Genomic DNA, 13,853 nt, shown 5'->3' on the forward strand with positions numbered 1-13,853 from the left:
CGGGCGTCGGCGCGGGCGCCGGTGCAGGCGCCGGTGCAGGGGTCCCCGCGGGGACCCGCTCGCCGTAACGCGGCGGTTCATCCAGGTTCACCGGAGGACGCACCGGAGCCACGACTGCCGAGCCGAGGACCTGCCGCGCCTTCGACAACGAGGTCGGCATCACGGTCACCTCGTAGTGGTCCGCGGCGAACTGCGTGACGCTCGCGAAGTCGCGGCGCCGCCGCACGATCGAGTACGTGACGAGGCTCATCAGCATCCCCAGCGCGACGCCGATGAAGACGAAGCCGACGAAGAGCTGGATCGGGACCTCGGGGTTGCCGAGGACGAGGATCGCAGAGAGGAACAGCCCGAGCAGCACGCCGTTGATCGCGCCGGAGCGCGCAGCGGCGGCGTAGCCGAGCTTGCCGGTCACGCGCTCGACCGTGCGCACGCTCTGCCCGACGATCGCGATGTCACGCGCGGGCACCTCCCCCGCGATGAGCTTCGACACCGTCTTCTGCGCGCTCTCGTAATCGCGCGTCGACGCGACCATCTCGCCGGTCTCGGTGCCGCTCACAGGGCGGTTCAGCATGCTCATCCGGCTATTCTTCCACGCCCTGCCTCGGCGGGACCTGGTGCGCAACCCGCACGGCGTGCTCAGGACCCGCGCACTACGCTGGGGAGGTGAGCACACAAAGGGTTTTCGCCGCGCGCCTGGCCGGGTGCGCCGTCTTCGATCCCCTGGGCGACCGGCTCGGCAAAGTCCGCGACGTCGTCATCGTGTACCGAAGTTCGTCCGCTCCCCGTGTCATCGGCCTGGTGGTCGAGATCCCCGGGCGCCGCCACGTGTTCCTGTCGATCGGACGGGTCACGTCGATCCGCTCCGGTCAGGTCATCACCACAGGCCTCATCAACGTGCGCCGGTTCTCGCCGCGCGCCGGTGAGGTGCGCGTGCTCGCCGAGCTCCTCGGCCGCCGGGTGAACCTCGTCGACGGCAGCGGCACGGCCGTCATCGAGGACGTCGCGATCGAACCGAACCGCCTCGGCGAATGGGCCGTGAGTCAGCTGTTCCTCCGACGGCCGAAGACGAGCGCCTCTCCGTTCGCCAAGGGACCGACCACCTTCGCCGCCTGGAGCGAGGTCGCCGAGCAGCACTCCCCCGGCGAAGCGCAGTCCGCGGAGCAGCTCGTCGCCTCGTACTCCGAGCTGCATGCCGCCGACCTCGCCAACACCCTGCTCGACCTGCCGCAGCAGCGCATGATCGAGGTCGCGGAGGAGCTGTCCGACGATCGGCTCGCCGACGCTCTCGAGGAGATGCCCGAGGACGAGCAGGTGCACATCCTCGACCGCCTCGGTGACGAGCGCGCCGCCGACATCCTCGATCAGATGGAACCCGACGACGCCGCCGACCTCCTCGCGCAGCTGCCGCCGAGCCGTCTCGAGCAGCTCCTCGAGCTCATGGAGCCGGAGGAAGCCGAAGACGTGCGGATGCTGCTCCGCTACGGTCCCGACACCGCCGGCGGACTGATGACTCCGGAGCCGATCATCCTGTCGGCGGATGCCACGGTCGCCGAGGCGCTCGCGCTCATCCGGCGCCACGAGCTCCACCCGGCACTCGCCGCGGCCGTGTTCGTGACCCTCCCGCCGTTCGAGACGCCGACCGGTCGCCTGCTCGGCATGGTGCATTTCCAGCGGATGCTGCGCTACCCGCCGCACGAACGTCTCGGCGGCATCATGGACGACAGTCTCGAGCCCGTTCCCGCGAACGCTTCCGCCGCCGAGGTCGCACGTCTTCTGGCGAGCTACGACCTCGTCTCGCTTCCGGTCGTCGATGCGGCGCGGCGACTCGTCGGCGCGGTCAGCATCGACGATGTGCTCGACTACCTGCTGCCGGACGACTGGCGCTCGCACGACAGCGACGAGACGACGACGCCCACCAAGGAGGTGCGCTGATGGCACGCTCTCCGCGCCTCGACGCGCCCCTCGGCCGCGGCACCACGCGCGCCCGCCCGACCTCACGCGACCGCTTCGGCCGCTTCACCGAATGGGTCGCCCGCGCGATGGGCACCCCGGCGTTCCTGCTGATGCTGACGCTGTTCTGCGTGGCGTGGATCCTCTGGAACACGCTCAGCCCTGACCCGCTGCGCTTCGACGACGCCGCCCTCGGATTCACCGCCCTGACGCTCATGCTCTCGCTGCAGGCCTCGTATGCGGCACCCCTGATCCTGCTCGCGCAGAACCGGCAGGACGACCGCGACCGTGTGCAGATCGAGCAGGACCGGCAGCGCGCAGAGCGGAACCTCGCCGACACCGAGTACCTCGCCCGCGAGATCGTGGCCCTTCGCATGTCTCTCGAGGAGCGCAACTCGCAGCTCGTCACCCGCGACGTGCTGCGGAACGAGCTGAAGGCGCTGCTCGCGGAACTCGGAGAAGCCGACGAGAAGAGCACCGACAAGACCGCTGACGAGAAGTCCGCCGGCAGCCGCCCGTCATGACGGCTGCCGACAGCGTCCGTGCCGCCGTGGCCGCGGTCACGGATCCTGAGCTGCGTCGCCCGATCGGCGACCTCGACATGGTGCGCGAGATCGAGGTCGACGGCGATCACGCCCGCGTCGGGATCGTGCTCACGATCGTGGGCTGTCCCGCGGCGGCGCGCATCGAGTCGGACGTGCGTCAGGCTGCGGCATCCGTTGCGGGCATCGGATCGGTCGACGTCTCGGTGGGCGTGATGACACCCGCAGAGCGCAAGGCGCTCACCGAGAAGCTCCGCGACGGGCGGCCCGCTCGGCAGATGCCCTTCGGCCCCGGCTCGCTCACCCGCGTGATCCTCGTCTCCAGCGGCAAGGGCGGCGTCGGCAAGTCGACGGTGACCGCGAACCTCGCCGCAGCCCTCGCCGACCAGGGGCTGGCGGTCGGCCTCGTGGACGCCGATGTGCACGGCTTCTCGATCCCCGGTCTGCTCGGCATCCCCGCCGGGACCCAGCCGACGCGCATCGACGACCTGATGCTGCCGCCGGTCGCCCACGGCGTGAAGACCATCTCGATCGGCATGTTCCTCCGCGACGGCGAGGCCGTGGTCGCCTGGCGTGGTCCGATGCTCCACCGCACGGTCTCGCAGTTCCTCACCGACGTGTTCTTCGGCGACCTCGACATCCTCCTGATCGACATGCCCCCGGGAACCGGTGACATCGCGATCTCGATCGGCCAGCTGCTGCCCCACGCGGAGGTGCTCGTGGTGACGACGCCGCAGGCCGCGGCATCCGACGTCGCCATCCGCAGCGGTCTGGTCGCCCGGCAGACCGGACAGCGCGTGATCGGCGTCGTCGAGAACATGGCGGCCTACACGCTTCCCGACGGCACGGTCGTCGACCTGTTCGGCACCGGTGGTGGAGAGGCAGTGGCCGCGGCACTGTCGGACGGCGGCGACGAGGTGCCTCTCCTGGCCTCGATCCCGCTGAGCCCGGCACTGCGCGAGGGCGGCGACGTCGGGGTCCCGATCGTCGCGACGGATTCGACCGATGCCGCCGCGACGACGATCCGCGAGCTTGCCCGCACGCTCGCCCGAAAAGGGCGCGGACTCTCCGGCCGTTCCCTCCCCGTGTCGATCGGCTGAGCCGTCGGCGCACGCCGGCCCCGTGGGAGAATGGCACGATGCCCCCTCGCTCCCTGACGATCGACGAGCGCCTGCTGCGGCGAATGGCCCGAGACGCCGCGATCTACTCGCTCACGCGCCCGGCCGCGATCGTCATGTGGGTGGCGCTGGCGGCAGGCCTCGTCCTGAGCATCCTCAATCTGTCCGTGCCGAACGCCGCCGGCACCGAGGACGGCGGATTCGCCGCCTGGATGCCGCCGCTGATCGTCGCGCTGGCGATCGGCGCGACCGTCATGACGATCTCCAGCGCCCGGAACGCCCTGCGCAGAGCCATGCCCCCGCAGACGCTCGTCTGGGTGTCGCTGGAGGATGACGTGCTGCGGGTGGGCAGCGGAGACCGCCGCTCGGTGATCGCGTACGACACCTTCCAGGGCATCCGGGTGGGCGCCGACGCCGTGCTGCTGAAGGTGCGCGACACGTCGGTCGCGACCGCGATCCCGCGCGCGCTGCTGAGCGATGACGACGTCGCAACCCTGCGGTCGAAGGTCGCCTCGCCGTGAAGCCGGATCAGGTGGATTCGGGGTCGAAAGGCGGCCGGTTCTCGGCGCTGAAGCTCTGAGGGACGCGCGGAGCCACGGGCTCCATGATCGTCGCCTTGGCCTTCATCGCGGTGGCGGGCTGAGGCTCCTCGAGCAGCGCGTCGCGGATGATGCGGCGCGGGTCGTACTGGCGGGGATCGAGCTTGCGCCAGTCGACGTCGTCGAGCTCCGGACCCATCTCGTCGCGTACCCGGGACTTGGTGTCGCGGATGTATTCGCCGACCTTGCGGACCATGCGGGCGAAGCTCTCGGCGGCCCGGGGAAGACGTTCGGGTCCGATGATGAGCACAGCGATGAGGCCGATCAGCAGCAGCTTCTCGAAGGTGAGCCCGAACGTCATCTCCCCAGGCTACCGCCGCGCCTGCGCTCCCCACGCACACCGAGCGAATACGCTGGGAGGAATCACAGCGCAGGCACGGAAAGGCAGGCCATGAGCGAGCACGAAGCGAACGCGCGATTCCTCCGCGAGTCCATCGTCGAGCCGGATGCCATCGCTCGCGCGCGGGCACACGCGGTCGAGCTGGGTGCGGCGCCCGTCAGCGCCGTCGTCGGCTCGCAGATCGCCGTGCTCGCCGCCGCGACCGCCGCCCGATCGATCGTCGAGATCGGCACCGGTGCCGGCGTGTCGGGGCTGTGGCTGCTGCGCGGAGCTCCGCAGGCGGTGCTGACCTCGATCGACAACGAGCCCGAGCATCTCGCGGCCGCGCGTCAGGCGTTCTCCGACGCGAAGGTCCCGTCGACGAAGGCGCGCTTCATCACCGGACGCGCATCGGACGTGCTCCCCCGCATGAACGAGGCCTCCTACGACATCGTCCTGGTCGACGCCGACCCCGAGAACGTCATCGCCTACGTCGAACACGGACTGCGGCTCGCCCGCACCGGCGGCATCGTGCTCGTTCCACGGGTGCTCGGCGGCGGTCGTGTCGCGGACCCGGTGCAGCGCGATGAGATCACCTCGGCGTACCGATCGCTCGTGCAGGAGACCCAGGAGTCGTCGGCCGTGCTCGCGACCGTGTCTCCCGCGGGCGAAGGCCTGCTGCAGCTGGTCAGCCTCTCCGACGCGAGCTGAGACGAAGAAGAGGGCGACGGATCCGAAGATCCATCGCCCTCGCAGAACCGCAGAGCGGATCCGGGTCGATCAGGCCGGTGCCACGACGGCGGCGAGCACGTCGTGAAGTTCCTTGGCCTCGGCGTCGTTCACAGAGACGACCAGACGGCCGCCGCCTTCGAGCGGAACGCGCACGATGATGAGTCGCCCTTCTTTCACGGCCTCCATGGGTCCGTCTCCGGTCCTCGGCTTCATCGCTGCCATCGTGGCTCCTTTTCCTCGGTGGTATGCAATGAGTTTATCGGGTGTCACCCGTGCCTGGACGTCACCTGTGAAGAAATGCATCGAGCATTTACATTCACGGCACCTGCCAGAACGTGTTTCCGAGGGCGTACATGGGGAAGATCCAGAGCCATTGTCCGAGGAGGCATGCAGCCAGCACCCCGAGGCGCCACCACCGTGAACGGGGCACGGCGACCGCACCCCACAGCGGACTCAGCGGCAGCAGCAGCCGGAATGTGCTCGACTGGGGGAAGAAGACGGCGAGCAGGTAGAGCAGGTAGCTCGCGCTCCACAGCCGCAGATCGCTCCCCACCGCCCGCACCTGCGGTGATGAGAGCAGCGCGGCTCCGGCCGCGACGACCAGGAGCACCAGGGCCAGCGGACCGCCCCACGTCGGCAGCCCCCACTGCCCGAACCAGAACTGCGACGCCTGCACCCATCCCTCGAACGGAATGAAGCCCTCGACGCCGCCGACGATCCAGTGCCGGCGCCAGGCGAGCTCCGTGGCGAGGTACGCCCCCGGGTCACCGGTGACGAGCCCGGCGATCAGCTGCCAGCCGAAACCGGTCGCGACCGCCAGCGCGCCGAGAGCGACGATGTGCGCGACCTCGCGGCCGGCCAACGGGTCTTCTCGGCGACGGAACCAGCGCACGATGCCGTGCAGCCCGAGGAACAGCGCGAACGCGAGGATCCCGGGGCGCGTGAATGCCATCACCGGAATGAGCAGATACAGCCGACCGTAACGCCGGCGCGTCGTCGCGTCGAGAGCCAGGAATAGCAGCAGCAGGAACAGCGTCTCGGCGTAGCCGACCTGGAACATCGCCGCGAGCGGACCTGTGGCGAAGAACACCACGGCCCAGGTCGCCGCGGATCCGCCGATGCGATCGCGGAGAAGCCGATGCAGCGCCAGACAGGCGAGGTAGCCCGCCACGAGCGACAGCACCAAGGCGCCGGCGCCCCACGACCCGAAGATGAAGCCGAGAGCCTTCGCCGCGTATGCGAACACGGGCATGAACGCCCACGCGTTCTCGGCGACGTCACCGGATTCGGTCAGCGGGAGGTCGGCCGGGTACCCGTTCTCCGCGACGAGCCAGTACCACTGCGCATCCCACCCGACGACGAAGTCGAGGAGACCGGCATCCGCGCCGAAGCGGGAGAGCGACGTCGAGAGGGATGCCGCGACGAGGAAGAACCCGGTGGTGACCAGTCGCGCCACGAGGTAGATGACCGCGATGCGCAGTGCGAGCGGCGCCTGCGCCCAGCGACGGGCTGCGCTCAGTGCGAGGTGAGCCACGCGCGCAGGCCCTGCTCCACGGCATCGATCTGCGCGAGCGGCACGCGCTCCTCGTCGTGGTGGGCGAGATGGGGGTCGCCCGGACCGTAGTTCACCGCGGGGATGCCGAGGGCGGAGAAGCGTGCGACATCGGTCCAGCCGTACTTCGGCCGGGGCTCCGCACCGACGGCAGCGACGAACTGCTGCGCGATCGGGGCGTCCAGGCCCGGGCGTGCGCCCTCGGCGGCATCCGTGATCTCCACGTCGAACCCGGCGAGCACGCCGCGCACATGCGCCGCGGCATCAGCGGCCGACTTGCTCGGCGCGAAGCGGTAGTTCACCTCGACCTCGCACACGTCGGGGATCACGTTGCCGGCGACGCCGCCCGTGATGCGCACGGCGCTGAGGCTCTCGCGGTAGACGAGACCGTCGACGGGAACCTCCTTGGCGCGGTACTCGCCGAGGCGGGTGAGGATGGGGCCCGCCCGATGGATCGCGTTCTCGCCGATCCACGCTCGAGCGGCATGCGCCCGCACGCCGGTGGTACGGACGATCGCGCGCAGCGTGCCGTTGCATCCGCCCTCGACCTCGCCGTTCGACGGTTCTCCGAGGATGGCGAAGTCGGCCTGGAACAGGTCTGGACGCACCGCCGCGAGCAGCCCGAGGCCGTTCTTCGACGCCTCGACCTCTTCGTTGTCGTACCACATCCAGGTGATGTCGATCACGGGATCGGTGAGTTCGGCGGCGAGCTTGAGCTGCACGGCGGCACCCGCCTTCATGTCGACCGTTCCACGCCCCCACAGGTAGGGGACGCCGTCGATCTCGATGTCGCGCGTGGGGACGTTCGCGTTGATCGGCACCGTGTCGATGTGCCCCGCGATCGCGACCCGCTGCGCACGCCCGAGGTTCGTGCGCGCGACGATCGTGTTGCCGTGCCGGATCACCTCGAGATGGGCGAGCGGGGCGAGCGCCGCCTCGATCGCGTCGGCGAGCGGCTTCTCGTCTCCCGAGACGCTCGGCATGTCGCAGAGGGCGCGGGTGAGTTCCACGGACGACGCGTTCAGATCGAGCACCATGTCACCAGCCTACTTACACCGTCATGCGTGACATCGCCGATCGACGAGCGCGCTAGCGTGGAAGCATGAGTGAATCGCGCAGCGTATGGGGCATCGGACTGACCACGATCGCCGGGGACGGCACGGTCCTCGACGCCTGGTACCCCGAGGTCGGCATCGGATCGCCCTCCGCCGGCGATGCCGCTGCCGCGGTCGCCACGTGGGAATCGCTCACCGGCCCCGACGAACGCCGCAACGTCACGATCGAGGTCGTGCAGCTGCAGATCGACCTCGACGAGCCCCCGGTATCCACCGCCGACGCCTACCTGCGCCTGCACGCACTGTCGCACCTCGTGGTGCGGCCGAACGAGCTGAACCTCGACGGCATCTTCGGCCACCTCCCGAACGTCGCGTGGACCAACGCGGGACCCGTTCACCCCGATGACGCGGCCCGCCTGCGTCCGCAGCTGCAGCGCGCCGGCATCCAGGTGCAGGGACTCGACAAGTTCCCGCGGCTGACCGACTACGTGCAGCCGGCCGGCGTACGGATCGCCGACGCCTCGCGCGTGCGTCTGGGAGCCCACCTCTCCCCCGGAACCACCGTCATGCACGAGGGGTTCGTCAACTTCAACGCCGGCACGCTCGGCGCCTCGATGGTCGAGGGACGCATCTCTCAGGGAGTCGTCGTCGGCGACGGCAGCGACATCGGCGGCGGTTCGTCGATCATGGGCACCCTCTCGGGCGGCGGTTCGCATCGCGTCTCGATCGGCTCCCGCACCCTCCTGGGCGCGAACGCCGGTATCGGCATCTCACTCGGCGACGACTGCGTCGTCGAGGCAGGGCTGTATGTGACGGCCGGCACGAAGATCGTGCTCGTCGACGGCCCGGTCACCGCAGACGGCGGCAGGAAGACGGTCAAGGGCGCAGAGCTCTCCGGTCAGGACGGGCTCCTCTTCCGCCGCAACTCGCTCAGCGGGGCCGTCGAGGCTGTGCGCCGTGCGGGCACCGGTGTGACCCTCAACGAGGCTCTGCACGCCTGACCCCTCCCCGCGCAGCTGCGAGAGGGCACTCCGCGTGGCGGGCCGCCTCCCAGCTTGTGCGTGATACTGTCGACCTGACGCTCCTCGCTCTGCGAAACGTCTGCGTCGTCGACACGCTCCCGCACCACTAGCCTGGTTCTGGCCATTTCGAACGGCGAAACGATGCGCGATCCCGCGCCGTCGCCCACCTTCCCGCACCCGGCCTTCTGCGTTCGTGCGTGCATTCTCGGAGATATACCCCTATGACTTCCTTCCTCGATCTCGGCGTGCCCGCCGACCTCGCCGCCGTCCTCGCCAAGGACGGCAAGACCGAGGCGTTCGCGATTCAGCGCGACACGCTTCCCGATTCGCTCGCGGGACGCGACCTGCTCGGCCGCGGCCGCACCGGCAGCGGCAAGACCATCGCCTTCGCACTCCCGCTCGTCGCACGCATCGCGGCATCCGCACGTTCGAGCCGTCCCGGCCACCCGCGGGCGCTCGTGCTCGCTCCGACCCGCGAGCTGGCCACCCAGATCGCGGCGACGATCGCTCCGCTCGCCGAGGCCAAGGGTCTGCGCGTCACCACCGTGTTCGGCGGCGTCAGCCAGCGTCCGCAGGAGCAGGCCATGCGCAGCGGCGTCGACATCGTCGTCGCGTGCCCCGGCCGCCTCGAAGACCTCATGAAGCAGCGCGTCGTGCACCTCGATGCCGTCGAGGTCACCGTGCTCGACGAGGCCGACCACATGGCCGACCTCGGATTCCTGCCGGGTGTCACCCGCATCCTGACGGCCACGCCGGCCGGTGGCCAGCGTCTGCTCTTCAGCGCGACCCTCGACCGTGGCATCGACACCCTCGCCCGCCGCTTCCTCTCGAACGCAGTGAGCCATGAGGTCGACGAAGAGAGCGTGCCCGTGGGCGAGATGACCCACCGCGTGCTGGTCGTCGACTCGACCGACAACAAGACCGCGCTCGTGCGCGACCTCGCGTCGGGCACCGGTCGTCGCATCCTCTTCACGCGCACCAAGCACCAGGCGAAGAAGCTCGCCAAGCAGCTGACCGCGGCCGGCATCCCGGCCGTGGATCTGCACGGCAACCTGTCGCAGAACGCCCGTGAGCGCAACCTCAGCGCCTTCTCGGCCGCTCCGGCCGACGGCGGCGTGCGTGTGCTCGTCGCCACCGACGTCGCGGCCCGCGGCGTGCACGTCGACAACGTCGACCTGGTCGTCCACGTCGACCCGCCCGTCGAGCACAAGGCGTACCTGCACCGCTCCGGCCGCACGGCGCGCGCCGGTGCCGCCGGCACGGTCGTCACGGTCGTGCTCCCCGAGCAGCGCCGCGACGTCAAGGACCTGCTGCGCAAGGCCGCGATCGACGCACCGCTCGAGAACGCCACGCAGGATGCCATCACCGGCCTCGTGCCCGAGCGCGCTCCGCATGTGCGCCCGGCACCCGTCCAGGCACAGCAGCCGCAGCGTCAGGCCAAGCAGCGCCCGGCCGGCGGAGAGCGCGCCGGAGCCTCCACTCCCCCCGCACGTCGCCGTCGTCCGCGCTCCGGACAGGGCGGTCAGGGTCAGGGCGGTCAGTCCCGCGGCGGCGCCGCGCGTCAGGGCCAGGGCGGTCGCGGCTACCAGGGCCGCTGAGCTTCATCCGGGGAGGGTGGCCTGAGCCGCCCTGCCCGACACCGTGAACGGTCGCCGCGCCTTCGTGCCGGCGGCCGTTTCGCGTACCCGGCCGCGTCAGTCCGGGCGAGCAGCCCGCACCGCGTCCCGCACCACCGGGTCGCCGCACCCGCGGGCGAACCCGGCGAGCCGGCGCCGGATCTCGAATCCGAGCACGCGCGCACCGATCCACTCGGCGATCGGGGCGAGCCAGGCAGGCCGGCACGTGAAGTTGTACTTCCACACGGCTCTGGTGCCTTCGGGTACGGCCGTGAAGCGCCAGCCGCCGCCCAGTTTCTCGAAGAACCACGGACCGCTCTCCATGACCATCCCGACGTTCGTCGGAGGCGCGTAGGAGACGTAACTGCTCACCATGGCGAAGCCGAAGCGCTGCCGCGTGAACGTGCGCACGCCCTTGGCGGCGGCATCCGCTTCATCGAGGAAATGCTGCTCGCTGATGAACGGATCCCAGCGCCGACGGATCGCCCCTGTCGTCTGCGAGATGGCGAACGCCGTCGCGGGGTCGACCGGGACCACGGTCTCGGCGCTGACGACGGGCATCGGACGCCGAGGTCAGCGGGTCTGGAACGTGCGCTCCGGCGACCCCGTGTAGAGCTGCTGCGGCCGACCGATCTTCGTCTGCGGGTCGAGCTGCAGCTCACGGTACTGCGCCAGCCAGCCGGGCAGGCGGCCGATCGCGAAGAGCACCGTGAACATGCGCGTGGGGAAGCCCATGGCCTTGTAGATGACCCCGGTGTAGAAGTCGACGTTGGGGTACAGGCGACGCTCGCGGAAGTAGTCGTCGGCGAGGGCCAGCTCTTCGAGCTCCTTGGCCAGGTCGAGGAGCGGGTCGGTGACCCCGAGCGAGGAGAGCACCTCGTCGGCGGCCTCCTTGACGAGCTTGGCGCGCGGGTCGTAGTTCTTGTAGACCCGGTGCCCGAAGCCCATCAGCTTCACGCCCTCTTCCTTGTTCTTCACCCGCTCGACGAAGCGCGAGACGCTCTGACCGGAGTCGCGGATCTGGCCGAGCATGCTGAGCACGGCCTCGTTGGCGCCACCGTGCAGCGGTCCGGACAGCGCCTGGATGCCGGCCGAGATCGACGCGAACTGGTTCGCTCCCGTGGAGCCGACCAGGCGGACGGTCGATGTGGACGCGTTCTGCTCGTGGTCCTCATGCAGGATGAGCAGCAGCTCGAGCGCCTTCGACATGACCGGGTTGATCTCATACGGCTCCGACAGCACGCCGAAGTTCAGCTTGAGGAAGTTCTCGACGAACCCGAGCGAGTTGTCGGGGTAGAGGAACGCCTGGCCGACGCTCTTCTTGTGCGCATACGCGGCGATGACCGGGAGCTTGGCGAGCATGCGGATCATGTTCAGCTCGACATGCTCGGGGTTGTGCGGGTCGGTCTGACCCTCGTAGTAGGTCGACAGCGCGGCCACGGCCGACGACAGCACCGACATCGGGTGTGCGGTGTGCGGGAGCGCCGAGAAGAAGCGCTTCAGGTCTTCGTGCAGCAGCGTGTGGCGACGGATCTTCTCGTCGAACTCGGCGAGCTCGGAGGCCGACGGCAGTTCACCGTAGATCAGCAGCCAGGCGACCTCGAGGTAGCTCGTGTTCCCCGCGAGCTGCTCGATGGGGTAGCCGCGGTAGCGCAGGATGCCCTTGTCGCCGTCGATGAAGGTGATCTCGGACTTGGTCGAGGCCGTGTTGACGAACCCGTAGTCGAGCCCGGTGTAACCGGTCTGCCGGGTCAGCGTCGAGAAATCGATGCTGTCGTGGCCAGCCGTGCCGCGCACCAGCGGGAATTCGGCGGTCGTGTCGCCGATCGTCAGCTTCGCCGTCTGGTCTGCCGCTGCGCTCACGCGGACCTCCTCCTGGTGTCCGCCCGTCGCTCGTCACGTCGGTGTCGGACAAGATCTTGATCAAGCCGGAACTGGCGATGTCACGGCGCCGAGGCACCAGGTCGGGTCACGACCGAATCGCCTTTACAGCCTAGTAGCCGCACAGGCCTACTGTGACATCCGCCAAACAGAACGCTGGTCTGAGGAGGGAATCTACAGTTGAGCGTTGTGGAGACGCCGCGCTGCCTCGGCGATGTGCGCGGTCGCGGCGGTCAGAGCCAGTCGCACGTGCTGCCCGGAATCCGATCCGTAGAACGGACCGGGACCCGCGAGGATGCCGAGATCGGCGAGGCGCCCCATCGATTCCCAGGCGTCGCGCCCCTCGGTCGACCAGAGGTACAGTCCCGCCTCGGAGCCGTCGATGCGGAATCCCGCGGCCTCCAGAGCCGGACGCAGGGCATCGCGGCGCTCGCGGTAGAGCTCTTTCTGCACCGCCACGTGCTCGTCGTCGCCGAGGGCCACGGCCATGGCGTGCTGCACCGGTGCCGGCGGCATGAGGCCGAGATGCTTTCGGGCGGTGAGCAGGTCGCCGACGATGTGGGCGCAACCGGCGACGAAGGCCGCGCGGTACCCGGCGAGGTTGGACTGCTTGCTCAGCGAGTACACACTGAGCAGGTTGGATCGCTTGCCGCCCGTCACCCGGGGGTCGAGGATCGACGGGATCGGCTCGGTCGCCCAGGGACCGTCCCAGCCCAGCTCGGCGTAGCATTCGTCGCTCGCGAGCACGGCCCCGAGCTCCCGCGCGCGCTGCACCGCGACGGCCAGCTCGTCGACGGTCCACGTGCGGCCGTCCGGGTTGCCGGGTGTGTTGATCCAGATGAGCTTCGCACCCTCGGGCCACTCCGCGGGGTCGTCTGCCGCGACGGGAACGGCCCCGACGACCCGGGCGCCGACCTCGTACGTCGGATAGGCCACGCGGGGATGCACGACGATGTCACCGGCACCGAGGCCGAGCAGCGTCGGCAGCAGCGCGACCAGCTCCTTGGAGCCGATCGTGGGGAGCACGTTGGCGACGGTCAGATCCGGCACGCCGCGACGACGCGCGCACCAGGCGACGATGGCCTCACGCAGGGAAGGGGTGCCGAGGGTCTGCGGATACCCGTGCGCGTCGGTCGCCTCGGCCAGAGCCCGACGGATGATCTCCGGCGTCGGATCGACGGGAGAGCCGACGGACAGATCGATGAGGCCCTGCGGATGCTTCGCCGCGCGGTCGCGGAACGGCTCGACGGCGTCCCATGGGTAGTCGGCGAGGTCGCGGACGCTCACGGACTACTCGCCCTGGGGAGGGAGGGCGGCGATGACCGGGTGGTCGAACGGGTAGACGCCGACCTTCGCGGCTCCGCCGGGCGAGCCGATCTCGTCGAAGAACTCGACGTTGGCCTTGTAGTAGTCCTGCCACTCGTCGGGAAGGTCGTCCTCGTAGTAGATCGCCTCGACAGGGCAGAC

The 13,853-nt window shown here is 69.7% G+C and carries 15 protein-coding genes and 1 pseudogene; 7 read left to right on the top strand and 9 right to left on the bottom strand.

Features of this window, described 5'->3' with window-relative positions:
* A partial coding sequence (locus tag DW306_RS07135; RefSeq protein WP_136054926.1) for a general stress protein occupies positions 1-577 on the bottom strand: 577 nt, incomplete at its 3' end.
* 86 nt (positions 578-663) lie between these two features.
* Here DW306_RS07135 and DW306_RS07140 point away from each other — a divergent pair.
* From DW306_RS07140 to DW306_RS07155, 4 genes are read left to right on the top strand one after another with little or no spacing between them, the layout of a single operon-like run.
* Complete coding sequence (locus DW306_RS07140) at positions 664-1,932, top strand: CBS domain-containing protein (protein ID WP_136054927.1); 1,269 nt, start codon at positions 664-666, stop codon at positions 1,930-1,932.
* Positions 1,932-2,474, top strand: coding sequence for a DUF1003 domain-containing protein (locus DW306_RS07145; protein ID WP_136054928.1), 543 nt, complete (start codon positions 1,932-1,934; stop codon positions 2,472-2,474). Before DW306_RS07140 ends, DW306_RS07145 begins: the two co-directional genes overlap by 1 nt.
* Entirely contained in the window at positions 2,471-3,592 is a 1,122-nt protein-coding gene (locus DW306_RS07150) for an Mrp/NBP35 family ATP-binding protein (RefSeq protein ID WP_136054929.1), read from the top strand. Before DW306_RS07145 ends, DW306_RS07150 begins: the two co-directional genes overlap by 4 nt.
* Before the next feature lie 38 nt (positions 3,593-3,630).
* Positions 3,631-4,131 (top strand): YcxB family protein, encoded by a 501-nt coding sequence (locus DW306_RS07155; RefSeq protein ID WP_136054930.1) that lies wholly within the window; start codon positions 3,631-3,633, stop codon positions 4,129-4,131.
* Positions 4,132-4,138: 7 nt separating this feature from the next.
* On the opposite strand, the gene DW306_RS07160 is transcribed toward DW306_RS07155, so the two are convergent.
* Positions 4,139-4,510, bottom strand: coding sequence for a twin-arginine translocase TatA/TatE family subunit (locus tag DW306_RS07160; protein ID WP_136054931.1), 372 nt, complete (start codon positions 4,508-4,510; stop codon positions 4,139-4,141).
* A 90-nt stretch (positions 4,511-4,600) separates the two neighbouring features.
* On the opposite strand from DW306_RS07160, the gene DW306_RS07165 reads away from it, so the two are divergent.
* Positions 4,601-5,239, top strand: coding sequence for a class I SAM-dependent methyltransferase (locus tag DW306_RS07165; RefSeq protein WP_136054932.1), 639 nt, complete (start codon positions 4,601-4,603; stop codon positions 5,237-5,239).
* Between the two features lie 69 nt (positions 5,240-5,308).
* Here DW306_RS07165 and DW306_RS07170 read toward each other — a convergent pair whose 3' ends face one another.
* The 3 genes from DW306_RS07170 to dapE all read right to left on the bottom strand — a co-directional run bounded on the left by DW306_RS07170 (position 5,309) and on the right by dapE (position 7,849).
* Positions 5,309-5,482: a DUF3117 domain-containing protein gene (locus DW306_RS07170; protein ID WP_017203323.1), complete on the bottom strand. Its 174-nt coding sequence runs from the start codon at positions 5,480-5,482 to the stop codon at positions 5,309-5,311.
* Positions 5,483-5,576: 94 nt separating this feature from the next.
* The gene (locus DW306_RS07175) at positions 5,577-6,794 is read right to left on the bottom strand and encodes a hypothetical protein (RefSeq protein WP_136054933.1); all 1,218 of its coding nucleotides are present in this window, start codon (positions 6,792-6,794) and stop codon (positions 5,577-5,579) included.
* Complete coding sequence (gene dapE, locus DW306_RS07180; RefSeq protein WP_136054934.1) at positions 6,776-7,849, bottom strand: succinyl-diaminopimelate desuccinylase; 1,074 nt, start codon at positions 7,847-7,849, stop codon at positions 6,776-6,778. Before dapE ends, DW306_RS07175 begins: the two co-directional genes overlap by 19 nt.
* Before the next feature lie 65 nt (positions 7,850-7,914).
* Between dapE and dapD the strand changes: the two genes are divergently transcribed.
* Together dapD and DW306_RS07190 are read left to right on the top strand one after the other, a co-directional pair.
* A complete protein-coding gene (dapD, locus tag DW306_RS07185; protein WP_136054935.1) occupies positions 7,915-8,868 on the top strand; it encodes a 2,3,4,5-tetrahydropyridine-2,6-dicarboxylate N-succinyltransferase in 954 nt (317 codons plus the stop codon).
* Between the two features lie 242 nt (positions 8,869-9,110).
* The gene (locus DW306_RS07190; protein WP_136054936.1) at positions 9,111-10,487 is read left to right on the top strand and encodes a DEAD/DEAH box helicase; all 1,377 of its coding nucleotides are present in this window, start codon (positions 9,111-9,113) and stop codon (positions 10,485-10,487) included.
* Between the two features lie 96 nt (positions 10,488-10,583).
* Here DW306_RS07190 and DW306_RS07195 read toward each other — a convergent pair whose 3' ends face one another.
* The 4 genes and pseudogenes from DW306_RS07195 to DW306_RS21585 all read right to left on the bottom strand — a co-directional run.
* Positions 10,584-11,066, bottom strand: a complete 483-nt coding sequence (locus DW306_RS07195) for an SRPBCC family protein (RefSeq protein ID WP_136054937.1) — start codon at positions 11,064-11,066, stop codon at positions 10,584-10,586.
* Positions 11,067-11,078: 12 nt separating this feature from the next.
* Positions 11,079-12,368, bottom strand: a complete 1,290-nt coding sequence (locus tag DW306_RS07200; RefSeq protein WP_136054938.1) for a citrate synthase — start codon at positions 12,366-12,368, stop codon at positions 11,079-11,081.
* Positions 12,369-12,560: 192 nt separating this feature from the next.
* A complete protein-coding gene (gene dapC, locus DW306_RS07205) occupies positions 12,561-13,673 on the bottom strand; it encodes a succinyldiaminopimelate transaminase (protein WP_136054939.1) in 1,113 nt (370 codons plus the stop codon).
* A gap of 3 nt (positions 13,674-13,676) precedes the next feature.
* Positions 13,677-13,853: pseudogene (locus DW306_RS21585) on the bottom strand (ferredoxin); the annotation flags it as partial.

Source organism: Microbacterium sp. K24 (genome assembly GCF_004794465.1).
Lineage (GTDB): Bacteria > Actinomycetota > Actinomycetes > Actinomycetales > Microbacteriaceae > Microbacterium.

Excerpts from the sequence above, each read along its gene's own strand:
- DW306_RS07145 (WP_136054928.1), top strand. The coding sequence starts at position 1,932 with ATGGCACGCTCTCCGCGCCTCGACGCGCCCCTCGGCCGCGGCACCACG.
- DW306_RS07150 (WP_136054929.1), top strand. The coding sequence starts at position 2,471 with ATGACGGCTGCCGACAGCGTCCGTGCCGCCGTGGCCGCGGTCACGGAT.
- DW306_RS07155 (WP_136054930.1), top strand. The coding sequence starts at position 3,631 with ATGCCCCCTCGCTCCCTGACGATCGACGAGCGCCTGCTGCGGCGAATG.
- DW306_RS07160 (WP_136054931.1), bottom strand. The coding sequence starts at position 4,510 with ATGACGTTCGGGCTCACCTTCGAGAAGCTGCTGCTGATCGGCCTCATC.
- DW306_RS07165 (WP_136054932.1), top strand. The coding sequence starts at position 4,601 with ATGAGCGAGCACGAAGCGAACGCGCGATTCCTCCGCGAGTCCATCGTC.
- DW306_RS07170 (WP_017203323.1), bottom strand. The coding sequence starts at position 5,482 with ATGGCAGCGATGAAGCCGAGGACCGGAGACGGACCCATGGAGGCCGTG.
- dapE (WP_136054934.1), bottom strand. The coding sequence starts at position 7,849 with ATGGTGCTCGATCTGAACGCGTCGTCCGTGGAACTCACCCGCGCCCTC.
- dapD (WP_136054935.1), top strand. The coding sequence starts at position 7,915 with ATGAGTGAATCGCGCAGCGTATGGGGCATCGGACTGACCACGATCGCC.
- DW306_RS07190 (WP_136054936.1), top strand. The coding sequence starts at position 9,111 with ATGACTTCCTTCCTCGATCTCGGCGTGCCCGCCGACCTCGCCGCCGTC.
- DW306_RS07195 (WP_136054937.1), bottom strand. The coding sequence starts at position 11,066 with ATGCCCGTCGTCAGCGCCGAGACCGTGGTCCCGGTCGACCCCGCGACG.